This is a genomic window from Christiangramia sabulilitoris (genome assembly GCF_007050985.1).
GTDB lineage: Bacteria > Bacteroidota > Bacteroidia > Flavobacteriales > Flavobacteriaceae > Christiangramia > Christiangramia sabulilitoris.
In genome coordinates this window covers 1,230,463-1,255,960 of record NZ_VHSF01000001.1, presented here as the reverse complement: position 1 = coordinate 1,255,960, position 25,498 = coordinate 1,230,463, and the positions used below count along the sequence as shown (strand labels likewise).

Below are 25,498 nucleotides of genomic sequence, written 5' to 3'. Positions count from 1 at the left end.
CTATAGTAGACGCATCCGTTACCTTTGATAGAATATTAACTTAAAATTCAAAAACTTATGAGCACTGGAAATACACTTTTGGCATTAATTACTGGAGCGGCTATTGGTGCCGGAGTAGGATTACTTTATGCACCAGACAGTGGCGAAAAGACCCGTGGAAAGCTGAAAAAAGATGCACAGAAGGCTCAGGATAACCTGAATAAGCGTTATCAGGAGACAAGCTCTAATTTGAGCGAAAAAGCCAAAAAAGCGAGAATGGATTTTGAGCAAAGACTGGAAGAAACTTTGTCTACTGCCAGTCATAAAGCAGATGATATTTTAGCTGCAATGGAGACCAAGTTGGAAGAATTGAGAAAGCAGAATGCTAAATTGCAAAAAGATAAAACTGGTAAATCATCAGGTAGTTCTCCAGATAAAGCAGTAGTATAATCGTTTATGGCATTTGAGAAAATATCCAACAGTATACATGATCTAAATTCTAATATTCAGAGCTATATGCATAGCAATTCTGAATATTATAAACTCTTAGCCTTTAAACAGGGAATGAAAGGAGGGACCGCTCTGGTTCGATTCCTCATTATGGGTTTTCTTTTGAGCGTGGCTGGAATGATGCTTTCTTTTGCCCTGGCAATTATTATTAGTGAAGCAATTGGGGAACCAAGTTCCGGATATTTTATTGTGGGCGGCTTCTATTTAATTGTGTTCGTCCTGATATTTATTTTTGGTAAAGAACCAATAGAGAAATTAGTTTTAAGGAAATTCTCTAAAACCGTATTTAATGAAAAAGAAGAGTAATGCGTATATATTCCTCCTTCGACGAAATAGATAAAGATCTTAAGATCCTGAAGCTTCAGACAGAAATAGACAAGGAAGAGATCAAACTTAGCATAGATCAAACCAAAGAAAGTCTGTCTCCTGTTTCCCTTATTGGGAGTACTATAGGTTCAATTATCCAAAAAGCATTGGTTTTAAAGGCAGTTTCTAAGATAATGGGGGTAAAGCGGGTTGTAGCTTCTACCAGGAAAAAATAAAATAGGTATAAAGAAAAAAAGCCCCAACCGGGGCTTTTTTTATGCTTCATCGTTATCAGATCTTCTTTTGGAATCTCCCCGTTGTTTCCGGTTCTGTTCTTTCATAGCCTCACCTATCTGGTTAGATGCTGTAAAGGAAGCAACCATATTATTCAACATATCGCTCCCTGCCTGCGGTGAATTAGGCAATAAAATCAGGTTACTGTTGGTTTCTTCTCCAATAGCCTGTAAAGTGTCATAATGCTGGGTTACCACGATAAGGGCAGAGGCTTCCTGCGAATTTATCCCCACATTATTTAAAACGTCCACGCTTTCTTCCAGTCCGCGGGCGATCTCTCTTCTTTGATCGGCAATACCCTGTCCCTGCAAACGTTTGCTTTCAGCTTCAGCTCTTGCCTTAGCCACGATCTTGATTCTGTCTGCCTCTGCATCATATTCTGCAGCTACCTTTTCCCTTTCAGCAGCATTTATACGGTTCATGGCAGCTTTAACCTGAACATCTGGATCTATATCTGTCACCAGGGTTTTAATGATATCATAACCGTATGATTGCATAGCTTCATTTAATTCACGGTTAACCGCTATAGCTATGTCATCTTTGCGTTCAAATACATCATCCAGCTTCATTTTAGGCACTTCTGCGCGCACTACGTCGAAAACATAGGCTGTGATCTGGTCATGCGGGCTTTCAAGCTTGTAGAAGGCGTCATAGACGTTATCTTTCCTAACCTGGAATTGCACTGAAATTTTAAGTTTTACAAATACATTATCCTTGGTCTTCGTTTCTACCAGTACATCAAGTTGCTGAACTTTAAGGTTTATTCTTCCGGCAACCTGGTCTATGATTGGAATTTTAAGCTGTAAACCAGAATTTCTAATACTGGTGAACTTTCCAAATCTTTCTATTATAGCAGAAGTTTGTTGTTTTACGATGAATATTCCTGAAAATACCACCAATAAGGTAATAACCGTTAAAACGGGTATTAATACTAAATTGAGCATGAGATTAAAATTAAATTAAGAATGCTTCAATTTAAGACAATTGCCTGATATCTGGTCTATAAAAAAACCGGCTTTGAATAAAATCCAGAGCCGGTTTAACCAATTGTATATCTAAAGTACTAGTCCATAGTATCTATGGCTGTTTGTATCCTGGATAATGTTTCTTCCTTCCCTATGAATTCTGCGATCTTATATAGGTCTGGTCCCTGTAAAGCTCCTACTAAGGCCACACGTAATGGCATCATTATCTTCCCAAAACCTATCTCCTTACTTTTAATCCAGCCTTTTACGGTGCTCTGTAAATTTTCGGCTTCGTAATTTTCTTCGGTACTCAAGAACTGTTTTAATTCTGCCATTAAAGTTCCGGTATCTTCTTTCCAGGCTTTCTTAGAATCTTTTGGCTCAAATGAAGTAGGAGGTATAAAGAAAAAATATCCCTGATCCCAGAAATCCTCAGCAAAGACTGTCCTTTCTTTGATCAATGCGACCACTTCTTTGATATATGCCTTATCTGCCTTGATCTCTTTTTTTTCCAGAAGCTTTTGAAATTCATCAGCAAGCTTATCATTATCTGCTTGCTGCATATAATGCTGCTGAAACCATTTGGTTTTTTCAGGATCAAATTTAGCCCCTCCTTTATGTACCCTTTCCAATTCAAAAGCCCGGGTTAGCTCATCAATTTTAAAGAATTCTTCCTCTGTACCCGGGTTCCAGCCTAAAAATGCGAGCATATTAACCACCGCTTCCGGGAAATAACCTTCCTCGCGGTAACCAGTTGAAACATCCCCAGATTTAGGATCTTTCCATTCTAAAGGAAATACCGGAAAGCCCATTTTATCACCGTCTCTTTTACTTAGTTTACCTTTTCCCTGTGGTTTCATAATTAGAGGAAGGTGGGCAAATTCCGGAGCATCCCAGCCAAATGCTCTGTAAAGCATGTAGTGCAGGGCCAGGGAAGGCAACCATTCTTCACCACGAATAACATGGGTGATTTCCATAAGATGATCGTCAACGATATTTGCCAGGTGATAGGTAGGCATACCATCGCTTTTAAAAAGTACTTTATCGTCCAGGATATTGGTATCTATTTCCATATTCCCGCGAATCACGTCCTTTAAAAGAAGTACTTCATCCTGAGGAGATTTAAAACGGATCACATAAGGTTCTTCCGCTTCCAGTTTCTGCTGAACTTCCTCCTGAGAAAGAGAAAGGGAATTTTTTAATTTTTCTCTGTTATGCCAGTTATATATAAAGGTTTTGCCTTTTTCTTCATGATCTTTCCGGTGTGCATCCAACTCATCTGCAGTATCAAATGCATAATAGGCATTACCCGAAGCAATCAGGTCTTCAGCATACTTTCTATATTTTTCCTTGCGTTCACTCTGCCTGTACGGGCCATAACCTTTTTCTTTTCCGGGACCTTCATCAAAAGGAATTCCGCACCAGTTCAGGGCTTCAATGATATAATCTTCAGCTCCTTCAACATACCGGTTTTGGTCTGTATCTTCGATCCTTAATACAAAATCACCACCGTGCTTTTTAGCAAATAAATAATTATATAAAGCTGTTCTTACCCCTCCAATATGTAATGGTCCTGTTGGGCTTGGAGCAAATCTTACTCTTACTTTTGAAGACATGATATTTAATTTTTGAGGGTAAAGATACAACCTTATTAAAGCAATCCTAAACCTGCCGTTGCTCATCGGGCCCGAGAAGGATTTTTATTGTATTTTTAAGAAAACATTGGCTGGAAAATGGAGAATTTTGGAATGGTGCAGCAAAAACTGGAGGCTTTCATTAAAAAGTATTATCTCAATTTAATACTAAAGGGGAGTATATTATTTCTGTCTGTCGGCCTGCTTTATTTTCTTTTAATTGTTGGTCTGGAACACTTTCTATGGCTATCTACTACCGGTCGTAGCATTCTTTTCTGGGCTTTCATCCTGGTGGAAATTCTCCTGGTTTATAAATTTATCGGGATACCCTTATTTCAGCTATTCAAAATTAAAAAGGGTATAGATGAATTTCAGGCTTCAGAAATTATTGGCAGGCATTTTCCTGGGGTGAATGATAAACTTACAAACCTTCTACAGTTAAAGCATACCAGCAAAGAATCAGATCTTTTAATAGCCAGTATCGATCAGCGGTCTAAAGAACTTAACCCGGTTCCTTTTTCCAATGCCGTGGATTTTTCCGGTAACAAACGGTACCTGAAGTATATTATTTTACCTTTTCTAATTATTGCAGGTCTTATCGTAGCCGGTAAGAGTGAGGTGATCACAAATAGTTTTGGAAGGATAACTAATTATAATACCGCTTACTTAAAACCTGCTCCTTTTAGTTTTATCATTCAGAATAACAATTTAGAGGTTAGGGAAGGGGAGAGTTTTAAATTCCAGGTTAAAACCGTTGGCGATTATAATCCTGAAAATGTACAACTCCTGCTTGACGGAAACGAAAATTTCATGAAGCAGACCCAACCTGGAGTCTTTGAATATACTTTTTCTGAAGCCTCTGAAGATTTAAAATTTCGGTTAAGATCTAATGAGGTGACTTCGGAAGATTATACACTTAGGGTCATAAAAGTTCCGAAACTTCTGAATTTTGAAATGGTGCTTGATTATCCGTCTTACACCGGGTTCAGGGATGAAAAAATAACCGGCACTGGTAACATAACTATTCCTGAAGGTACCATGGTGAATTGGAATTTTACGACCCGCAATACAGATCTGATTAAATTTAAAACTACCGATTCTTTAGTTAGTCTTCCAGTAAAGGATAATTCAGCAAATTTCAGCAAAGAAGTACTTAAGAACCTTCCATACGAAATTAGTGCTTCCAACCAGTTGGTTACAGATTTTGAAAACCTTGATTATGCTATCAAAGTGATCAAGGATCAATATCCTGAAATAGAGGTTGTTGCACAAATAGATTCATTAGACTCTGATATTCAGTATTTTAAAGGAGAAGTTTCAGATGACTATGGATTAAAAATGCTTGAACTGGTTTATTATACTGAAGAGAAGAAGAGCGATCCCGAAAGATTGAAGATTCCGGTTTCAAAAGAAAGTTTTGATGAATTTCATTTCAGTTTTCCCGGCGACATAGAATTAACTCCCGGGATGAGCTATAGTTATTTTTTCAGAATTTATGATAATGATGCGGTAAATGGATCTAAATCTGCCCGGTCTGATGTTTTTACTTACCGGAAAAAAACCCTGGAAGAGATTAAGGACGAAAAATTACAGGAGCAGAATGATGCTATAAAAAACATTAGTGAAAGAATTGATGAATATGAAAAAAGTGAGGAGGAGTTAAAGGAGATCTCCAATCTCGATAAAGAGAAGGAAGAATTAAATTATAACGAAAGGAAAAAGCTTGAAGAATTTATCAAAAGGCAAAAGAAGCAGAATGAGATGATGAAGAGTTACTCTGAGAAACTGAAAAAAAGTCTCGAGAAAAACCAGGATGAAGAAATGTCTCCAATGGAAAAGGAATTGAATGAAAGGTTAGATAATAACGAAAAGCGACTGGAAGAAAACGAAGAATTACTTAAGGAGCTTGAAGAATACGCTGAAAAGATAAAGAAGGAAAATCTGGGGAAAAAGCTTGATGAATTATCTAAAAAAAATAAGAACAACCAGAGAAATCTGGAACAGCTGCTTGAACTCACCAAGCGGTTCTATATCGAAGAAAAGAAGCAAAAATTAGCCCGTGAACTTGAGAAACTAGCCAGCGAGCAGGAGAAGCTTGCAGAAGATAATGAAAAGAATTCTCCCGAGGAACAGGAACAACAAAATAAAGCTTTTGAAGAATTCCGGGAGGAAATGGATGAACTTGAAAAGGAAAATGAGCAGCTAAAACAACCTCAGGATTTAAATAGGGAAGAGGTAGAAGAGGAGAGTATTCAAAAAGAACAAAAGGACGCCAAAGAAGATCTTGAACAGGAAAACAAAGCGGGCGCAAAGCAAAAACAAAAGGATGCCGCGAAAAAGATGTTGGAGATGAGTCAGCAGATGCAGCAATCTTCTTCCATGCAGCAACAGGAACAACTAGAGGCCGACGCGGAAACCTTGCGGCAAATTCTGGACAATCTTATTGTCTTTTCTTTTGAGCAGGAAGAGTTACTCAAGGACTTTAAGGTCATACAACAGAATAATCCAAAATATGCGGGCAGGTTGAAAGAACAAAGTAATCTAAGAGAAAATTTCAGACATATTGATGACAGCTTGTATACCCTGGCAATGCGAAATCCTATGGTGAATGAAGTAATTACCGATAAACTTACCAATATTGAATTCGATATCGAGAAATCTATCGAAAGATTATCAGATAACCAGATCCCCCAGGGAACATCCAGTCAGCAATATGTAGTTACCGGGGCTAATGATCTGGCTAATTTACTGGATAATATTTTAGGATCCATGCAACAGATGATGGCCAATCCACAACCCGGGAACGGTAAAGGAGATATGGAATTCCAGTTGCAGGATATAATTGATGAGCAGCAGCAGTTAAATGATAAAATGAAAGGGAAATCTGAGGGTGAAAAAGAACAGCCTGAAGGGATGCCGCAAGGGGAAGGTGAAGGCCAAAGCGGGGAATTGTACGAGATTTATAAGGAGCAGCAAATGCTCAGGATGCAGATGGAGCAGTTAATGGAACAGAATGGAATGAAAACTGGCAACCGGGCCGTTGAAGAAATGAAACGTATAGAAGAGCAATTGCTTGATAAAGGTTTTGATCCTGAAACCCAGAAAAGAATGGAGCAACTGCAGTATGAACTTCTCAAATATGAGAAAGCACTCAAACTACAGGGAAGTGATGATAAACGTAAATCTGAAACCAATAGAAAAGACTTCCAGAACCGGCTTAAAGATCAGATTGATAGGGCTAAAGAATATTTTAATTCTACTGAAATTTTAAACAGACAAACCTTACCTTTGCGCCAAATTTACAGAGAGAAAGTAAAGGACTATTTTGGAAAAGGGAGAGATTAATTTTTTTAGCGAAAATAACTTTGTTTTAGAAGAGGAGAATGATTTTCGCAATTGGGTGGAACAGGTGATTGAATCTGAAAATAAATTTATTGGAGATATAAATTTTATTTTCTGTGATGACGATTATTTACACGACATCAATCTAAAATATCTCAACCATGATACCTATACAGATATTATAAGCTTCGATAATTCTTTAGGAAATACCTTACACGGAGATATTTATATTAGTACCGAAAGAGTAGAGGAGAACGCCTCAAATTACAATGTAAATTTTATCGAAGAATTAAAGCGTGTAATCATACACGGTGTGTTGCATTTTTGTGGATATAAGGATAAGACTGAAAGGGAGAAGGAGACAATGCGACATATGGAAGAGGAAAAAATTAAATTGTTCCACGTGGAACAATAGTTAGAATCAAAGATCAGTTTATGTTCGAAAAGCAGTATGATGTTATTGTTGTCGGGGCTGGGCACGCCGGAAGTGAGGCAGCCGCTGCGGCCGCAAATATGGGTAGCAAAACGCTTCTTATTACCATGAATCTTCAAAATATTGCTCAAATGAGCTGCAACCCTGCTATGGGTGGTATTGCAAAAGGGCAGATCGTTAGGGAGATCGATGCTATGGGGGGTTATAGTGGTATTGTTAGTGATACCAGCGCTATTCAATTCAAAATGCTGAATAAATCCAAGGGGCCGGCAATGTGGAGCCCCCGGGTTCAAAGTGACCGGATGAGGTTCGCAGAGGACTGGAGATTAAAACTGGAGCAAACACCGAATCTTGATTTCTACCAGGAAATGGTTGCTGGTCTTATTATCAAAAATGAAAAAATTGTTGGAGTTAGAACTTCACTTGGTCTGGAGATATTCGGTAAATCTGTAGTCTGTACTAATGGCACATTTCTCAATGGTTTGATCCATATTGGAGATAAACAATTTGGTGGCGGTAGAGCAGGAGAAAGAGCCGCAACAGGAATAACTAAAGATCTTATTGAAGTTGGTTTCGAAGCAGGAAGAATGAAGACCGGAACCCCACCAAGGGTAGATGGAAGATCTCTGGATTATTCCAAAATGGTTGAGCAGCCGGGTGACGAGATTCCCGGGAAGTTTTCATATTCAGACGAAACCAGACCGCTTTCAAAACAACGCTCCTGTCACATGACCTATACCTCTAATGAGGTGCATGAAATTCTGAAAGAAGGATTTGATAGGTCACCAATGTTTAATGGTAGGATTAAAAGTATTGGTCCAAGGTACTGTCCCTCTATTGAGGATAAAATAAATAGGTTTGCAGATAAAGACAGGCATCAATTATTCGTAGAACCGGAAGGCTGGAATACGGTAGAAGTGTATGTAAATGGTTTTTCTACCTCCTTACCAGAGGATGTTCAATTTAAAGCATTAAGCTCTGTTGCTGGTTTTGAAAACGTGAAATTTTTCCGTCCGGGATATGCGATTGAGTATGATTATTTTCCGCCAACACAATTGAAGCATACTCTCGAGACCAAACTTGTGGAAGGATTATATTTTGCTGGGCAGATAAACGGAACAACGGGTTATGAGGAAGCAGCCTGCCAGGGAATGATGGCGGGAATAAATGCGGCCTTGAAGGTGCAGGAGAAGGATGAATTTATTCTTAAGCGTAATGAGGCATACATAGGTGTACTTATCGACGATTTAATTACGAAGGGAACAGAGGAGCCATACAGAATGTTTACATCCCGTGCTGAATACCGAACCTTGTTGAGACAGGATAATGCTGATTTCAGGTTGACTGAAAAGTCATATAATATTGGTTTGGCTTCTGAAGAGCGTATGAGAAAAATGGAGGATAAAAAGGAGAAATCTTTTAAATTCGTTCAATTCCTGAAAGATCTTAGCGTGGTGCCGGAAGAAGCAAATCCAGTTCTGGAGAAACGTAAATCTTCCCCCATGAAGCAAAGTGATAAGGTTTTTAAAGTTTTTTCCAGGCCACAGATCACGATGGAGGATGTAAAGCAATTTAGTGGAGTGGAGGAATTCATTTCTGAAAATTCATTAGATCAGGAAATGATCGAGCAAACAGAAATACAGGTTAAATATTCCGGCTATATAGAAAAGGAAAAAAACAATGCTGATAAATTAAACAGGTTAGAAGACGTAAAGATCCCTAATAATTTTGATTATTCTAAGATCAAATCCATGTCTTACGAGGCCAGGGAAAAATTGAAAAAAGTACAACCTGCTACCGTATCCCAGGCATCAAGAATTAGCGGCGTAAGCCCTAACGATGTATCGGTACTACTGGTTTATATGGGTAGATAATTTTCACTGTTCCACGTGGAACATATTGCTTTTATTTTTGGCTACAGCAACTAAAAAACAATTTTCGGGAAACTCTAAACCTACCAATATGATTTGTAAAGATCATTTGGTTACCGGTGAAAAATTTGAGATTTCTGAATATGAAAATGGGATCCTGAAGACTTATCCGGTTCCTGAAAATCTCTCTGAATATTACGAGAGTGAAAACTATATTTCCCATAACGATTCTAAAAATAACCTTCAGGATAAAGTTTATCAATTTGTTAAATCACATATGCTTTCAAAAAAAGCAAAATGGGTTAGACGATATTTCAAGCAGGGAAGAATTTTAGATGTAGGCGCCGGAACCGGAGAATTTCTAAATAAGATGAAAACCTTCTTATGGACAGTAGAAGGAGTAGAGCCTAATCAAACTGCAAGAGAACTTGCGATATTAAAAGGTCTTAATCTAAGACCTGATCTTTCAGAAATTAGAGATCAGAAATTTGATGTAATAAGTCTTTGGCATGTTCTGGAGCATTTGCCAGACCTTGAGAAAAAGATCGATGAATTACGGGAACTTTTAAATGATGATGGAGTACTTATCATTGCCGTTCCAAATTTTAAATCTTACGATGCAGAATATTATAAAGAGAATTGGGCTGCCTGGGATGTGCCTCGTCACCTCTGGCATTTTTCAAGAACGGGTCTGAAAGAAAAGTTAGCCAAACACAATTTTCAACTTATAGATGAAAAACCATTGAAGTTTGATTCTTATTATGTAAGTCTATTAAGTGAAAAAAATAATAACACAACCCTTAGTTTGTTGAATGCGGTTTACCGTGGATGGATTTCTAATTTTAAGGCCGCAAGCAGTGGGGAGTACTCGTCACTCACCTATTTCTTTAAAAAATCACCTAATTCTTAATTTAAAGGGTTTTAAAGGCCTTTTAAGCTTGCAAATGGGCTAATTATAGGTGAAATTGATATTTTTGCGTTCTAGGCGCTTAAAATCCCTATTTCTTAATAAGGGAATACTATAGATGTGGTTGAGTGTATAAAAAATAATTATAACAGATTAATATTAGGCTTTTGTAGAAAAAATGATTTTATACATTTGCCATTCAAAACGAAAAAATTATGATCAGAAGATTTATTGGAGTTGCAGCAGTTGCAATTATGATGGTTTCATGTAACGAGCAAAAAACGGCTTATGTGGATACCACAAAAATTATTCAGGAATATAAGGAGATGAAAGATGTGGAAGCCGAGTTCACTTCTAAATCAGATTCAGTAAGAAAACAATTGGATTCCGTAGCACGCGATTTTCAACAGGAAGTACAGGCTTACCAGTCTGAAATGAATTCTATGTCTGATGCTCAACGTCAGGCTAAAGAGCAGGAGTTAATGCAGAAGCAACAGATGCTTCAGCAGCAACAGCAAATGCAGAGCAATATGCTAAGAGAGCAGAGCACTGCGGTAATGGATTCTATCGTTACCAGGATCAAGGATTATGTGAAGGAATACGGTAAAGAAAACAACTATACTTACATTTTCGGTTCAAACGAAAGCGCAAACATTATGTATGCTGAAGAAGGTCTTGATATAACCCAGGATATTCTTAAGGAATTAAATGCAAAGTATGGTGGAGACGAAGCTGTAGAAGCAGAAACTACAGAAGAAGAATAGACTAGAGCTGTAACAATGTCAAAATAAAAAAGCTTCAGAGAGATCTGAAGCTTTTTTATGCTTTAAAATGAGAAGTTTAACTCGTGATATAAACTCCAAACATGCATACGATAAAATAACCGGTCAAGGTAAATGCGCCGGCATAATCTTTAGCTACACGCTGCCCGAAGAGGAGCATCAATAAAGTGACACAGGCCAGTACACAGGTGTATAGTGTCATGCTGGTGTCGCCATAAGCAATTAACCACCAAATAGCTAAAATTGCCATTAAACCGGTAATAACTTCTATGATAAGTATTATACCTACCATTAAGGGAACCATTCCCGAAAGAAATGTTCCGGAAAAATGATCTTTTAACCACCCGGTATTACCTCCCCAATCGGTGGCTTTGTCTATACCAGACTGTAGAAAGGTGATCAGGATGAATACCAGGATAAGTAATTCAGTAAAATTTGTGCTAATGCTATCCATTTTTTAAGCGGCTTTTTTATGTAAAAATCGGGTTAGTTTAATTGAAAGATCGGTCAAGATTATTTTGGCATTTCCGTTACGTTCTATATGATAAATCGCTTTTTCAAGCGCTTCGGTTATATCCATAATATTATTACCATGAACGAAAGGTGCAAATTTCTCAAGTTTAAATTTTTCAGCGGAAGGCTCCAGGTATACAAGATCTTTTGCTTTATAGTTAAGCAAAAGAGATTGTCTGAAAAAGTCCAGGCAATACAATAAAAAACTTTTTTGAGTCTCCCGGTTCAGCGCGGCTATTTCTTCGCTCCAGGCTACTAATTCCAATATTGTTCCTTTATTTCCTTTTGCTTTAAAAGCACTTCTTATCCAGCTGATGAACCAGGCTTCAAACTGCTCGAAGCCGGCATTCTTTTTAAAGATATGTATAGCCTTGGTATAGTCACCGTTAGCCTGGTGGGCTATTTTGCGGGCTAATGCCGGTTCGCAATCCTCTCTTTTAATCAGGGCTTCTTCTATATCTGTTTCGCTTAAAGGAGGGAAATGCAGGCTCTGGCACCTGGACCTGATGGTTTGGATGATATTTTCTTCATCTTCTGCCACCAGGATAAAAACGGTTTTATTCGGAGGCTCTTCTATGAGCTTAAGTAACTTATTTGAGGCCGCGATATTCATTTTTTCAGCCATCCAGATGATCATCACCTTAAAACCTCCTTCATAAGCTTTTAAGGAAAGAGATTTTACTACGTCCTGAGCTTCATAAACACTTATCTGACCCTGTTTTTTTTCAATTCCCACGTATTGATACCAGTCATATAAACTGCCGTAAGGATTATTGTTTAAAAAGCCTCTCCATTCTTCCAGGAAATGAGAAGAGATAGGGTGCTTTTTTATCTTTTCGTTGGCAGCAACGGGGAAGACAAAATGCAGATCTGGATGAGAAAAGTTCCTGAATTTTAAATTACAGGCGGAAGCCTCCGGATTATCATTTTCTCCTCCAGAATTATTACAAAGAATATATTGTGCATAAGCTATCGCCATAGACAGAACCCCGCTTCCCGGCTGCCCGGTAAAAAGTTGGGCGTGTGGAATCCGGTTTCTGTCGGCGGTGGTCGTCAGGTGATTTTTTATGTGTGGAAGACCAATTACATCGTTAAAAAGCATAGGCAAATATAAAATTATATACGCTTTAATATATTGGGAAAAATTTATATTTGTAAGAAAGCAATACTATGAAAACTATAGATGATTACAATTTTAATAATAAAAGGGCACTTATCCGGGTTGACTTCAATGTTCCGCTAAATGAAGAGATGAAAGTTACCGATGCGAACAGGATCGAAGCTGCCAGGCCAACTATTATTAAAATTCTGGAAGATGGGGGAAGTGTTGTTTTAATGTCGCATCTGGGAAGACCAAAAGGAAAGGAAAGCAAATATTCGCTTCAGCATATTACAGGAAAGGTTTCTGAGGTACTTGGAGTGGAAGTTAAGTTTGTTGGAGATTGTATAGGAGAGGAGGTAGAAAATGCTGCTAACGATCTTGAATCTGGAGAAATCCTGCTTTTGGAAAATCTTCGTTTCCACGAGGAAGAAACAGCCGGTGATGAAGAGTTTGCAAAAAAACTTGCGAAACTGGGTGATATCTATGTAAATGATGCTTTTGGAACGGCTCACAGAGCTCACGCATCTACTACAATTGTGGCGAAATACTTTGAGGAAAAATGTTTTGGATACTTACTGGCCAAAGAGATTAAAAGTCTGGACAAGGTCCTGAACAGTGATGAAAAACCGGTTACTGCCGTTTTAGGCGGAGCCAAAGTTTCTTCTAAGATTACCGTTATAGAGAATATTCTTGATAAAATTGACCACCTTATCATTGGTGGTGGTATGACCTATACTTTCATCAAGGCCCAGGGAGGGCACATTGGAACCTCACTGGTGGAAGATGACAAGCAGGAACTGGCCCTGGAAATACTTAAAAAGGCGAAAGAAAAAGGCGTAGAAGTTCATCTACCGGTAGATTCTGTAATTGCAGATAGTTTTTCTGAACAGGCGAGTACACAAACCGAAAGTGTGGATAATATTCCTGATGGCTGGATGGGACTTGATGTTGGTCCAAAGACTATCGAGAATTTTTCAGAAGTAATTAAAAAATCCAGGATCATATTATGGAATGGTCCTTTAGGTGTTTTTGAAATGGACACCTTCGCTAAAGGAACCATTCAGTTAGGAGAAGCGATCGTTGAAGCTACTAAAAACGGGGCTTTTTCCCTGGTTGGAGGCGGAGATTCGGTAGCAGCTGTTAAAAAATTCGGATTCGATGACAAGGTAAGTTATGTTTCTACCGGTGGTGGAGCTATGCTGGAAATGCTGGAAGGTAAATCTTTACCTGGAATTGAGGCAATAAAAAATTAAACGGGTACGAAGTTTGATACGCAGACGTTGTTATTGAAAAATGAATTTATGCTGAAACGAAAATATTTAATGTTATTGCTTCTTGCCGGGATGTCTACCCTGGCCCAGGAAAAAAAGAACAAAGAACGGGTGGAAAAAGCCAATTTCAGAGTTCAGATATTCCAGAAGAGCGATGATACAGAGATCAAACTTGCACAACCAGATCCAGAATTCAGGGATAAACTGCCTTTATCTGTTGTGATCACCGATTCTGCAAAAGTTAAACTGCAGGATTTGCCGCATGCTAAAACTATAGATTCCCTGTGGAAACTGGAGTTGACTAATTCAGATTTGTATGAGAGCATGCAAAAAAGTATCCGGGAACAGGATTATGAAGATGTGGTTTATAAGGAATTGCCTACAGATACTTTAAAAGCGCGCCTGGCTAAACTAAATGCAAGAACCCCGTTCAATATAGAATATAATCCTATCCTTGAAAGTGTTATAAAATCTTACCTGAAAAGGAATAAGCAGGGTATGGAGCGCCTTATGGCTTTGAGTAATTATTATTTCCCCATGTTCGAGCAGGAACTTGATAAATATGATATTCCTTTAGAGATAAAATATCTTGCTATCGTGGAATCTGCCCTAAATCCCAGGGCCAAGTCCAGGGTTGGTGCAACCGGTTTATGGCAATTTATGTTTACCACGGGGAAAATGCATGGTCTTGATGTTAGCTCGTATGTAGATGAGCGTATGGATCCTGAAAGGTCTACCGAGGCGGCAGCGCAGTATTTATCTAATCTTTACAAGGCTTTTGGAGACTGGGACCTGGTACTTGCTTCATATAATTCTGGGCCGGGAAATGTTTCCAAAGCGATTAGAAGAAGCGGCGGAGCCACAGATTACTGGCAATTAAGAAGATATCTTCCACGTGAAACAGCAGGTTATGTTCCTGCTTTCCTGGCTACCTTATATTTATTTGAGTATGCAGATGAGCATAATTTCCAGCCAAATAAGCCAGATGTGGTTTATTTTGAGACAGATACCATTCACGTGAAACAGCTACTTACTTTTGATCAAATTTCTAAAGTAACCGGAGTAGAAAAAGAAATGCTGCAATTTCTTAACCCTTCCTATAAACTTGATATTATCCCTTATGTTGAAAAAGAAAGGTATAGCTTAAGACTTCCCAAACCGGCGACAGGGAAATTTGTAGCAAACGAAACTGCTATTTATGACTTTGCAGAAACTCAGATAGAAGAAGAAAAAAAGGAGCTGCCTAAATATGTTGAAACTAATGATCGTATTAGGTATAAGGTGAAAAATGGCGATTACCTGGGTAAAATTGCCGGGAAATATGGGGTTGGAGTAAGTAGTATAAGGAGATGGAATAATATGCGAAGTAACAACATTAGAGTTGGGCAGTACCTTACCATTTACCCTAATAAACCGGTAAGCGTAGCTTCTGATAATTCCTCTAAAAGCAGTAAAAATTCTAATCCTAGATTCTATACAGTAAAGAGTGGAGACTCACTTTGGAGTATTTCTAAGAAGTTCCCGGGCGTTACGGTACAAAATTTGAAGTCCTGGAATGATATGAACACTTCAAGTCTTAAACCCGGAATGAAAATTAAGATCTCAAAAGGGTAAAGGACTTCCAATCAAAACCGAAAAAATGAAACGTAGTTTTATCCTGCTAGCCAGTATTTTCCTTTTAATTTCCTGTAATAACCAGAAATCTGAGAAAGATGACAGAATCCTGTCAGATAGCTCTGGTAACATAAATCAATTAACCGTAGTAATTGAAAATGACCTCTGGGAAGGGGAAGTAGGAGAAGCTATCAGGAACAACCTTGCAGCCCCTGTTGATGGATTGCCGCAGGAAGAACCATTATTCAGCTTAAGCCAGATTCCTCCTGAAACCTTTACCGGTTTCGTTAGAAACAGCCGTATCTTTTTAAAGATCGAAGACAATTCCAGTAAAGGGATGCAGCTAATTGAGAATGAATTCGCCAGGCCGCAGACCGGTGTGGTGATTATGGGTAGCAATTCTGAAGACCTGATAGAAGTTATCAATGAGAAGTCAGATTCTATTGTAAAACTTCTTAAAAAGACTGAATTAACCGAAAAACAGCGAAGAATTCGAAAGTCTCTGAAGAAGGATGATGCTTTAAGTGAAAAATTTGGGATTAACCTTAAGTTTCCTTCTGCCTACAGATATGCCAAAGAGGATGAGCAATTCTCATGGATAAGAAAGGAGATCCCTAAAGGGAGTATGGAGATCCTGGTTTACGAAGTACCTATAAGCCAGATTGAAAATGATTCCAGTGTTATAGCCAATATAATTCAAATGAGAGATTCCATAGGTGCGGCAAAGGTTCCGGGACGTCTTAAAGGTTCTTATATGATCACTGAAAAAGCATATGCACCTTACCTGTTCGAAACCGAGATTGACGGCAAATTCGCTTATGAAACACGCGGTACCTGGGAAGTAGAAAATGATTTTATGGCTGGCCCGTTTGTTAACTACGCTGTAAAGGATGAAGAAAACAACAGGTTCGTGATCCTGGAAGGATTTGTCTTTTCTCCTTCAAGAGGAAAGCGGGACAATATATTTGAACTCGATGCCATACTGCAATCGGCGAAATTCGAGTAAATAAAAAACCCAACTTTTCAGTTGGGTTTTTTATTTTTATGAAAATTTGAGTTTTACTTTTTTTCCTCGGTCATTTTATCGTCCGGTGCTTTATCATCATCTTTGGAAGCGTCCTTAAATTCTTTAATTCCACTACCTAATCCTCTCATCAATTCAGGAATTTTACGACCTCCAAAGAGCAATAAAATAACCACCACAATTAAGATGATTTGTGGAGCTCCTATAGCCAAAGGCAAAATAATTGCGTTCATGTCTTATTATTTAGTTTTACAAACTTAACAAGAATTCAGCAATTTAAACGTTAAGAAGGCAATAAATTGACTTTGACGAACCGCCTGATTAATTACTTTTAAGGCGCTATATCAAGGGAATTTTTTTAATTTATCTTTGTAGACCTAATTATAGCTATGGCTGAAAATAAAAAGGAAAAAAAGAAGTTCACGAAAAAACTTCTGCATAAATATCGTGTGGTCCTTCTAAATGAGGATACCTTTGAAGAACGCTTTTCTTTTAGATTAACCCGACTGAATGTTTTTGTAACCGTAGGCCTTTCGGCGATCTTTTTAATAGCGATTACCACTATTCTTATAGCTTTTACACCGCTTCGGGAATATATTCCAGGGTATTCTTCTGCAGAATTAAAGGAAAAAGCCGCCAACCTGTCCTATGTTTCAGACTCCCTGCAAACAGTAATCAGGATGAATGACCAATATCTTTCTTCAATTAAAAACGCTTTAACCGGGGAACTGGACCTGGATCAATTGAACCGGGATTCTATTTTGAGCGAACCTATCACTGATGCTGAATATGAAGAGATAAATCGTATAAAAGCAGATTCGCTGCTTAGAGAAGAAGTGGAACAGGAGGATAAGTACAATATTTTGCCTACCGCTACAGAAAATATAAATTTTTCCCTTTTTCCTCCGGTTAAAGGTTCCATTTCAGACCCATATAGCATAAAGAAAAAGCATTATGCCGTAGATGTGGTTACTTCCCGTAATGCCCCGGTAAAGTCTGTGGCAGATGGAAGGGTGATCTTTGCTGAATGGACTGCAGATACCGGCTATGTGATCATTATTAAACACAGTTATGGATTAATATCCGTTTACAAACACAATGCTTCTATCAACCGCACACAGGGTGATATGGTAAGAGCCGGAGAAGTGATCGCAACCGCCGGAAACACCGGTGAATTCACTACCGGTCCCCACCTGCATTTTGAATTATGGAATGAAGGAAACCCGGTGGATCCTTCAGAATACATTGATTTTAATTAGAATATGTCGATAAAATCGTTAGCAGCTAAAATATTTGCTTCTCACATCAGGAAAAAAATTAATAAATGGGCTGAAAATCCTCATGATACCCAACATAAAGTATTCAATGAGCTTATAAAAAAGGCCAGGGATACCAAATTTGGAAGAGACCATGATTTCAGTAATATAAAAACGCATCAGGAATTTGTTCAGAAAGTTCCGGTTAGGGATTACGAGGAATTGAAGGATTACGTAGATCTTATGGTTGCGGGGAAGGAAGATATTCTATGGCCGGGTAAACCTTTGTACTACGCTAAAACTTCAGGTACTACCAGCGGCGCTAAATATATTCCCCTAACCCGGGAATCTATGCCTACTCACATTAATGCTGCGAGGAATGCCATTCTTTGTTATATCGCAGATACGGGAAAATCTAAATTTGTGGATGGCAAAATGATTTTTTTACAGGGCAGCCCGGAACTGGAAGAAAAGAATGGCGTGAAACTGGGTAGATTATCCGGGATCGTAGCACATTATGTGCCGGCCTACCTGCAAAAGAACAGGATGCCCAGCTGGGAAACGAACTGCATAGAAGATTGGGAAACAAAGGTGGACGCCATTGTTGAAGAGACGGTACAGGAAGATATGTCGGTCATTAGCGGGATTCCATCCTGGGTACAGATGTATTTTGAACGGCTAATAGATAAGACCGGGAAAAAGGTTGGCGATATATTTCCAAATTTTAACCTCTTCATTTATGGAGGGGTAAATTATGAACCATACAGATCCAAATTCGAAACGCTGATAGGCAGGAAAGTGGATAGTATAGAACTTTATCCCGCTTCAGAAGGTTTCTTTGCATTTCAGGACAAGCAGGACGTGAAAGGGATGCTCTTACAGCTGGATTCCGGGATGTTTTATGAGTTTATAAAGGCTGATGAATTTTATGAGCAGGAACCAAAAAGACTTTTGCTCAGGGAGGTTGAGATTGGTGTAAATTATGTGATGATCATTTCTTCCAGCGCTGGATTATGGGCGTATAATATCGGGGATACCATTCAGTTTACCTCGGTTAATCCATACCGTGTGATTGTTTCAGGAAGGATTAAACATTTTATTTCAGCATTTGGAGAACATGTGATCGCGAAAGAAGTAGAAGAGGCTATGCAGGATGCCGTTGCCGAAACAGGGGCAGAAATTAGTGAATTTACGGTAGCCCCGCAGATAAATCCCGAAGGAGAACAGCTGCCCTTCCATGAATGGTTTATTGAATTTGAACAGGAACCGGAAGATTTAAATAGATTTGCTGAAATAATCGACAGTTCACTTCAGCGACAAAACTCGTATTATCAGGACCTGATCAAAGGTCATGTTTTGCAGAGATTAAAGATCGCTAAGGTCCCGCGCAATGGTTTCCAGGATTATATGAAATCCATAGGGAAGCTGGGAGGACAGAATAAACTGCCGAGATTATCCAACGATCGCAAGATAGCAGATCAACTTAAAGAGATTATTTAAAAAATTACTATGTCGATATTAAAATTACAGGGACGTACGAGAGCACAGGAGAGTTCAGGAGCTATAGAACGTATGTATATAACCATGCGACACCTTTTTAACCGTGGTTTTTATAAACCTATGGGTGTTTCCGGAGATACTTTGAGAGAATCTCTATTAACTCTAAGACCGGAGATTTATGGTTCAATTGCCAATGATAAAGCAGAACTGGAAGGCCTTTTATATGTTATAGACAGACTTCCGCATGGGATTGAGGAATGTCGCTTTATTAACCTTACCAGCGATGAAGGTTATGGAAATTCACATTTTAAGGCCATTGTTCCCCCAAAAAGAAGAAGAAACTGTTACCGCATTGATGAGGAACAAATGAATATTGAGATTACCAGAGGTAGATCTGAGATCTATGATATTCTAACTCACCTGACTTTTATGTTTATCGAGTCTCATAAGATCATGAAAAGAGTTTTGATCGATGAAGACGGAAGTGTAAACCGGGATTGGGAAAAACTGGAATTTGCAGTTAAGCACCAGGGTGATCTTACCCAGGCTCAGCGCGAAGTAGCTTTAACCCATACAGCGAGCATACTTGGAAGAACCTTCCATGAGATCTCTAAATTGTATCCAAAATTCTCCACCCCAGATAACCCTGATCGTTTCTTAAGACTGGTATGGTCTTTAGGAAATATGGCAATTAGGGAAGGTGTGAAGAATGAAAAACGAATCATAACTTTTAGCCCGGTCTTGCGAGAGCGTTTGGGGCATCATATCCATGGAGAGATCTGGGCCAATGACATCAAGCATTGTCTGCTGGAAAACGGATTAATGGATAGACCTCTGCATATCATTAGCGCCAATATGCACAGTGTGATGAATACCCTTTACACTCCTTATGCCCTTAAAACTGAATTAAAGAAAAAGAAGGCGCTGGATATTTACGAAGAACTTAGTGACAGTGGCAATGGTTCGCTGCGGAATAAAGTAAATAAAGCTGCCCTGGATAAAGGCATGTCTTTTATTGCAGATAAGAGCGGCACCAATATCGACGTACAGATCTTTGATACTGCAAAGCTGGAAGATGGATTTAGCGGTACTAAATTCAAAGATCTCAAACCGGAAGATAAGCCGGTGATCATAGTGATGGATTATGCCTTTGGAGAGCAGGCCTATGAAACCATGGATGAACTCTTAAAACCATACAACAATAAGGGCAAAGACATCAAGATGAACGTGAAATCTATTTCAATAATGGGTAAAGCCGGGATTCTTGTTGGTGGAAAAGGTGATATTATGATTCCTGATGCCCACCTTTTTGAGGGGACGGCAGATAATTATCCTTTTGAAAACCAGCTTAAAAAATCAGATCTTGAAGGTCATGGAATTGAAGTGGTAGATGGTGCAATGATCACTGTGCTGGGAACATCCCTGCAGAATAAGGATATTTTGAGATTCTTTCACAAATCTACCTGGAATGTATGTGGGCTGGAGATGGAAGGAGCGCATTATCAAAAAGCAATACAGGCGGCCTCAAGACTAAGGCGAAGTATTTCTGAAGACGTTAAGGTGAGATATGCTTACTATGCTTCAGATAATCCGCTGGAAACCGGTAGTACGCTCGCTTCAGGTGGTTTGGGAACCTCGGGGGTAAAACCAACTTATTTAATCACTGAAAAAATTCTTGATCAAATTTTTAACTCTTAAACCGGTAGAATGCAGGTAGAAGAAACGCCTTTAAAAGATTGCTATTTGATCAAGCCCCGCATTTTCGAGGATAAGCGTGGGATATTTCTGGAAACCTATCACCGGGAGCGGTTTGCTGAACTGGTGAGAATAGATACAGAATTTGTACAGGATAACCAATCAGTGTCTTCTCATGGAGTACTTCGTGGTATTCATTATCAAAAGGGTGATTTTGCCCAGACCAAACTGGTTAGAGTAATCTTTGGAAAAGTCCTGGATGTGGTAGTGGACCTTAGACCAGATTCTCCAACCTATAAGCAGACTTATTCAACTATTCTTGACGACGAGAACCTACATCAATTGTATGTTCCAAAGGGATTCGGGCATGGATTTTTAACCCTTTCAGAAAAGTCGGTTTTCGCTTATAAGTGCGATGATTATTATAAACCCGGTTCTGAAGGAGGTATTATCTTCAACGATCCTGATCTTAATATAGATTGGAATTTTCCAGAAGAAAAAATGATCCTTTCAGAAAAAGATAGTGTACTGCCAACCTTAAAGGCAACATTTGGATGAAAACTATATTAGTCACCGGTGCAACAGGTCAGTTAGGACAATGCCTTCAGAAGCATTCAAAACTTTATCCAGACTTTAGTTTTCTGTTCTGTTCTTCCAGGGAACTGGACATAACTTCAAAAGAGCAACTTGAATCTGTTTTTAAAAGCAATAAAATTGATTATTGTATTAACGCCGCGGCATATACGAATGTGGAGCAGGCAGAAAAAGAGCGGGAAAAAGCATTCAGGGTAAATGCTGATGCAGCAGCAGATATTGCAGAATTTTGCCGGGAATTTCAAGCCAAATTGATCCATATATCTACAGATTATGTTTTTAATGGCAGAAAAGATGAAGCTTACCTGGAGACAGATGAAGTGGATCCTATCAACGTATATGGTGCATCCAAGCTCAAGGGAGAGGAAAAAATTCAGGAGATATTAAAAGAATTTTTCATCCTTCGTACGTCCTGGTTGTATTCGGAATTCGGGCATAATTTCTATAATACTATCCTGAAAAAAGCAGAAGAAAAAGCTGAATTAAATATTACTACCTCTCAGGTTGGAACTCCTACGAATGCGAACGATCTGGCTAAATATATCCTCCAGATTATCAATAGCGGGTCAGCGCAATATGGTATTTATCATGTTAGTAATGAAGGGGAGGCGACCTGGTATGACTTTGCCAAAGAAATCCTGGATTATTCCGGGAAAAAAGAGGGGGTAACCCTGAATAAAACAGGTTTTTATCAAACCCTGGCAGAAAGACCTGGATATAGTGTACTTTCAAAGAAAAAGACGAACAGGACATTTGGACCTGTTCAAAATTGGAAAATTAGTCTGCATCAGTTAATTGATGAAAATTGATTAATTTTTAACCAGGATTATAATTATGGCTAAAAGAATTTTGATCACCGGTGCTGCCGGATTTTTAGGCTCGCATCTTTGTGACCGTTTTATCAAAGAAGGGTTCGAGGTAATTGGAATGGACAACCTAATAACCGGGGATCTTAGAAATATCGAGCATCTTATAAAAGAAAAGAATTTCGAGTTTCATCACCATGATATTACAAAGTTTGTTCATGTAGCCGGTAATTTAGATTATATCCTGCATTTTGCTTCACCGGCAAGTCCTATAGACTATTTGAAGATCCCTATCCAGACCTTAAAAGTTGGATCTGTAGGCACACATCATTGCCTGGGCCTGGCTAAAGAAAAGAACGCACGTATCCTAATCGCGTCTACTTCAGAAGTTTATGGAGATCCACAGGTGCATCCCCAGAATGAAGAATATTACGGGAATGTAAATGCGATAGGACCGCGAGGAGTGTATGACGAAGCAAAACGATTCCAGGAATCCATAACTATGGCTTATCATCGTTTCCACGGCCTTGAAACAAGGATCGCCAGGATCTTCAACACTTATGGTCCAAGAATGAGGCTAAATGACGGCAGAGTGATCCCGGCTTTCATAGGACAGGCTTTGAGAGGCGAAGATCTTACCGTTTTTGGAGATGGATCACAAACCAGGTCTTTTTGTTTTGTTGACGATCAGGTGGAAGGTATTTACAGGCTGCTTCTAAGCGACTATTCAGATCCCGTAAATATTGGTAATCCACATGAGATAAGCATTCTGGATTTTGCCCGGGAGATCATAAAACTTACCGGAACAGATCAAAAGATCGTTTATAAAGAACTTCCCCAGGACGATCCCATGCAGAGACAGCCGGATATTAGCCGGGCAAAGAAGATATTAAACTGGGAACCTAAAGTGAGCAGGGCAGAGGGAATGAAGATCACTTATGATTATTTTAGAGGCCTTAGCCAGGATGAACTTCAAAAAAGGGAACACAAGGATTTTTCTGAACATATCCGCAGGTAGAAATGGAAGATCAGGGATTGGTTTCAGTTATAATGCCGGCTTATAATTCAGAGGCCTTTATAGCCGAATCTATCCAGTCTGTTCTGGATCAAACCTATTCAAACTGGGAACTTTTGATCATTGATGACGCCTCTACAGATTCTACCCCCAGTATAATTCAGGAGTTTTTAGGTAAAGATTATCGAATCAGGTTTCTGAAAAATTCCACGAACCGGGGTACTCATCATACCCGTAATAAAGGTATTAAAGCTGCGCAGGGAGATTTTATTGCATTTCTTGATGCAGATGACCTCTGGAAGCCAGAAAAGCTTAAAACACAGCTGAATTTTCTTTCTGAACATGATCTCAATGCCTGTTACTCATCTTATGAGTTGATCTCTGAAAATGGGGAAAGGATCAATAAGAAAGTGATGGCCTTACCTGTACTTAGCTATGCAAAATTGTTGAAGGCAAACTATGTAGGTAACCTTACGGGCATTTATAATTCAAAAATGTTGGGTAAGATCTACTCTCCCCAGATTTCGAAAAGGCAGGATTGGGCTTTATGGCTGGAGGTGATAAAAAAAGGAGGGTCTATGCAAGGCATTCAGGAAGCTCTGGCGGTTTACCGAATAAGAAAGAATTCAATTTCCCGGAACAAACTGGAGATGCTGAGATATAATTACAGGGTCTATCATGATATTCTGGGGTACAACAGGTATGAAAGCCTATGGAAAATGCTCGTATTCTTAAATGAGCAATTTTTTGTTAAGTCCAAACAAATTGTTCCTACGAAATTTGAGAAGTGAATTGCTTCAATTTCCCACTTACACTGCGCTTCAGGAGATCCCTTCTTTCAAAAATGATCTTTAGATTTTTCCCCACATAAGTTCCTACCGCTTCCAGAATCTTATTTTTTTGCTCTGCAGAGAGTTCTTTTTCGCTTACATATTCTATTTTAAATTCATCGATCTTCGTCTGAATAATGACAAACTCCTTGATATTACCGTTATCTTCAATAATAGTTTTGGTAACGTAGTAAAATGTTAAGCCCGGTACAACTTTACCGTCGGGCAGCCTGGCAATGTCATTGGTCCTGCCGATCAATTTCTCCAGAATAGGCTTTTTTAAGGTACTTTTCGTGGAAAGGCAGCCAATATCGCCAATATCATAGCGTATCATGGGGTGGGCATGATTGTACATGGATGTTATCACTACGCGACCTTCCTCTCCATAGGGTAGAATCTTATCATTTTTATCCAGAATCTCGATATAAAGATCTTCTGAGTTCACAATCCAGTGATTCTCCAAATCCTCAAAAGCAATAAGGCCTACTTCACTTGCCCCATATTCATTGATCACCGGGACACCTATGGCAGCTTCTATTAATTGTTTATCTTTTTCAAAAAGCCTTTCAGAAGTCACGATACAGATCTTAAGGCTGGGGCAGAGGTCTTTCAGGACAATATTTTTATCCTTAAGGAATCGTGCAAAAAGAAGGATGGCACTGGTATAACCGTTGAGGTAATTGAAATCTGACTTTTTAAAACGCTCCAGGAAGATCTCCATCTTTTTTTCACTGAGATCAAAAATGTTGAATCGGCGTCTCAGGCTTATCCGGTCTTTTAAACGTTCCTGAACATTTCCGAAGAAATCCAGGGGAATTCCATAAAACCTTGCCTGTAATGATTTGTTGAGGTCTATATCATACCAGCTGTATCTATCCTGGAAGCCTGCCCAGCTTAAAGCATGCGCAAACCTGTTCTTGGCAAAAATAAACGGATGTCCACTACTGCCCGAAGTCTTCCCTATATAGGCGGTCCTGGTATTAAAAGTTTTACTTAGTCTTTCACTAAGCGGTTGTTGCAGATCAGACTTTTTCATGATGGGAACCTTCTCCCAGTTATCAAACCCATCCCAATTAAAGAATTCGCGGTAGAATTCGTTATGTTGGATGTGATAATCTAAAATAGCATTCCTCCTTTTCTGCTGATACTTTGCATATTCTTCCTCTGGAATCTTTTGAATTTCCTTCAGTTTGTTCTGAGCCCTTTTGATGGGGAATTTGTTAAGCTGTAAAGAAAGTTTAAACCAATCCAAGGG

The 25,498-nt window shown here is 38.9% G+C and carries 24 protein-coding genes; 18 read left to right on the top strand and 6 right to left on the bottom strand.

The features are described 5' to 3' along the window. Positions 1-57 precede the first annotated feature (57 nt). Genes FGM01_RS05725 through FGM01_RS05715 form a run of 3 tightly spaced genes read left to right on the top strand, consistent with a single transcriptional unit; the run spans position 58 to position 1,031 of the window. Positions 58-429, top strand: a complete 372-nt coding sequence (locus tag FGM01_RS05725) for a YtxH domain-containing protein (protein ID WP_143410160.1) — start codon at positions 58-60, stop codon at positions 427-429. Between the two features lie 6 nt (positions 430-435). Continuing rightward, positions 436-795, top strand: a complete 360-nt coding sequence (locus FGM01_RS05720; protein ID WP_143410159.1) for a phage holin family protein — start codon at positions 436-438, stop codon at positions 793-795. Then, positions 795-1,031 carry a DUF6327 family protein gene (locus FGM01_RS05715; protein WP_143410158.1) on the top strand — a complete coding sequence of 79 codons (237 nt, stop codon included), beginning with the start codon at positions 795-797 and terminating at the stop codon, positions 1,029-1,031. The genes FGM01_RS05720 and FGM01_RS05715 overlap by 1 nt, the downstream gene beginning before the upstream one ends. A 39-nt stretch (positions 1,032-1,070) precedes the next feature. Here the strand turns inward: FGM01_RS05715 and FGM01_RS05710 are convergent, their stop codons facing one another. Both FGM01_RS05710 and gltX read right to left on the bottom strand, forming a co-directional pair. Further along, positions 1,071-2,033 carry an SPFH domain-containing protein gene (locus FGM01_RS05710; protein WP_143410157.1) on the bottom strand — a complete coding sequence of 321 codons (963 nt, stop codon included), beginning with the start codon at positions 2,031-2,033 and terminating at the stop codon, positions 1,071-1,073. Between the two features lie 119 nt (positions 2,034-2,152). After that, entirely contained in the window at positions 2,153-3,670 is a 1,518-nt protein-coding gene (gltX, locus tag FGM01_RS05705; RefSeq protein ID WP_143410156.1) for a glutamate--tRNA ligase, read from the bottom strand. 117 nt (positions 3,671-3,787) lie between these two features. Between gltX and FGM01_RS05700 the strand changes: the two genes are divergently transcribed. The 5 genes from FGM01_RS05700 to FGM01_RS05680 all read left to right on the top strand — a co-directional run bounded on the left by FGM01_RS05700 (position 3,788) and on the right by FGM01_RS05680 (position 11,005). Next, positions 3,788-7,033 carry a DUF4175 family protein gene (locus FGM01_RS05700; RefSeq protein WP_143410155.1) on the top strand — a complete coding sequence of 1,082 codons (3,246 nt, stop codon included), beginning with the start codon at positions 3,788-3,790 and terminating at the stop codon, positions 7,031-7,033. Then, positions 7,014-7,445, top strand: coding sequence for an rRNA maturation RNase YbeY (ybeY, locus tag FGM01_RS05695; RefSeq protein WP_143410154.1), 432 nt, complete (start codon positions 7,014-7,016; stop codon positions 7,443-7,445). The genes FGM01_RS05700 and ybeY overlap by 20 nt, the downstream gene beginning before the upstream one ends. 20 nt (positions 7,446-7,465) lie before the next feature. After that, positions 7,466-9,337, top strand: coding sequence for a tRNA uridine-5-carboxymethylaminomethyl(34) synthesis enzyme MnmG (gene mnmG / locus FGM01_RS05690; RefSeq protein WP_143410153.1), 1,872 nt, complete (start codon positions 7,466-7,468; stop codon positions 9,335-9,337). An 88-nt stretch (positions 9,338-9,425) separates the two neighbouring features. Continuing rightward, on the top strand, positions 9,426-10,244 hold the full coding sequence (locus tag FGM01_RS05685; RefSeq protein WP_143410152.1) for a class I SAM-dependent methyltransferase: 819 nt from the start codon (positions 9,426-9,428) through the stop codon (positions 10,242-10,244). A gap of 212 nt (positions 10,245-10,456) precedes the next feature. Beyond that, a complete protein-coding gene (locus FGM01_RS05680) occupies positions 10,457-11,005 on the top strand; it encodes an OmpH/Skp family outer membrane protein (protein ID WP_143410151.1) in 549 nt (182 codons plus the stop codon). A gap of 76 nt (positions 11,006-11,081) precedes the next feature. On the opposite strand, the gene FGM01_RS05675 is transcribed toward FGM01_RS05680, so the two are convergent. Both FGM01_RS05675 and FGM01_RS05670 read right to left on the bottom strand, forming a co-directional pair. Beyond that, entirely contained in the window at positions 11,082-11,477 is a 396-nt protein-coding gene (locus FGM01_RS05675; protein WP_143410150.1) for a DoxX family protein, read from the bottom strand. Positions 11,478-11,480: 3 nt separating this feature from the next. Beyond that, on the bottom strand, positions 11,481-12,638 hold the full coding sequence (locus FGM01_RS05670) for a DNA polymerase III subunit (protein WP_143410149.1): 1,158 nt from the start codon (positions 12,636-12,638) through the stop codon (positions 11,481-11,483). Positions 12,639-12,706: 68 nt separating this feature from the next. Here FGM01_RS05670 and FGM01_RS05665 point away from each other — a divergent pair, with 68 nt between their 5' ends. From FGM01_RS05665 to FGM01_RS05655, 3 genes are read left to right on the top strand one after another with little or no spacing between them, the layout of a single operon-like run. Beyond that, positions 12,707-13,891: a phosphoglycerate kinase gene (locus FGM01_RS05665; RefSeq protein WP_143410148.1), complete on the top strand. Its 1,185-nt coding sequence runs from the start codon at positions 12,707-12,709 to the stop codon at positions 13,889-13,891. Positions 13,892-13,939: 48 nt separating this feature from the next. Next, positions 13,940-15,523, top strand: a complete 1,584-nt coding sequence (locus tag FGM01_RS05660; protein WP_143410147.1) for a lytic transglycosylase domain-containing protein — start codon at positions 13,940-13,942, stop codon at positions 15,521-15,523. Between the two features lie 25 nt (positions 15,524-15,548). Beyond that, a complete protein-coding gene (locus FGM01_RS05655) occupies positions 15,549-16,529 on the top strand; it encodes a DUF4837 family protein (RefSeq protein WP_143410146.1) in 981 nt (326 codons plus the stop codon). A gap of 53 nt (positions 16,530-16,582) precedes the next feature. Here FGM01_RS05655 and tatA read toward each other — a convergent pair whose 3' ends face one another. Next, positions 16,583-16,780: a twin-arginine translocase TatA/TatE family subunit gene (gene tatA, locus FGM01_RS05650; RefSeq protein WP_143410145.1), complete on the bottom strand. Its 198-nt coding sequence runs from the start codon at positions 16,778-16,780 to the stop codon at positions 16,583-16,585. 156 nt (positions 16,781-16,936) lie between these two features. Between tatA and FGM01_RS05645 the strand changes: the two genes are divergently transcribed. From FGM01_RS05645 to FGM01_RS05615, 7 genes are read left to right on the top strand one after another with little or no spacing between them, the layout of a single operon-like run. Beyond that, a complete protein-coding gene (locus tag FGM01_RS05645) occupies positions 16,937-17,806 on the top strand; it encodes a M23 family metallopeptidase (RefSeq protein ID WP_143410144.1) in 870 nt (289 codons plus the stop codon). A 3-nt stretch (positions 17,807-17,809) separates the two neighbouring features. Next, entirely contained in the window at positions 17,810-19,303 is a 1,494-nt protein-coding gene (locus tag FGM01_RS05640) for a GH3 auxin-responsive promoter family protein (RefSeq protein ID WP_143410143.1), read from the top strand. A 9-nt stretch (positions 19,304-19,312) separates the two neighbouring features. Then, complete coding sequence (locus FGM01_RS05635; protein WP_143410142.1) at positions 19,313-21,001, top strand: DUF6909 family protein; 1,689 nt, start codon at positions 19,313-19,315, stop codon at positions 20,999-21,001. Positions 21,002-21,010: 9 nt separating this feature from the next. After that, positions 21,011-21,556 carry a dTDP-4-dehydrorhamnose 3,5-epimerase gene (gene rfbC, locus FGM01_RS05630; protein WP_143410141.1) on the top strand — a complete coding sequence of 182 codons (546 nt, stop codon included), beginning with the start codon at positions 21,011-21,013 and terminating at the stop codon, positions 21,554-21,556. Then, the gene (rfbD, locus tag FGM01_RS05625; RefSeq protein ID WP_143410140.1) at positions 21,553-22,401 is read left to right on the top strand and encodes a dTDP-4-dehydrorhamnose reductase; all 849 of its coding nucleotides are present in this window, start codon (positions 21,553-21,555) and stop codon (positions 22,399-22,401) included. The genes rfbC and rfbD overlap by 4 nt, the downstream gene beginning before the upstream one ends. Before the next feature lie 25 nt (positions 22,402-22,426). Continuing rightward, a complete protein-coding gene (locus FGM01_RS05620; protein ID WP_143410139.1) occupies positions 22,427-23,416 on the top strand; it encodes a UDP-glucuronic acid decarboxylase family protein in 990 nt (329 codons plus the stop codon). Between the two features lie 2 nt (positions 23,417-23,418). Continuing rightward, positions 23,419-24,204 carry a glycosyltransferase family 2 protein gene (locus FGM01_RS05615; protein WP_143410138.1) on the top strand — a complete coding sequence of 262 codons (786 nt, stop codon included), beginning with the start codon at positions 23,419-23,421 and terminating at the stop codon, positions 24,202-24,204. Here the strand turns inward: FGM01_RS05615 and FGM01_RS05610 are convergent. Further along, complete coding sequence (locus tag FGM01_RS05610; RefSeq protein ID WP_143410137.1) at positions 24,185-25,495, bottom strand: phenylacetate--CoA ligase family protein; 1,311 nt, start codon at positions 25,493-25,495, stop codon at positions 24,185-24,187. The two genes, FGM01_RS05615 and FGM01_RS05610, sit on opposite strands and share 20 nt — an antisense overlap. Positions 25,496-25,498 lie beyond the last annotated feature (3 nt).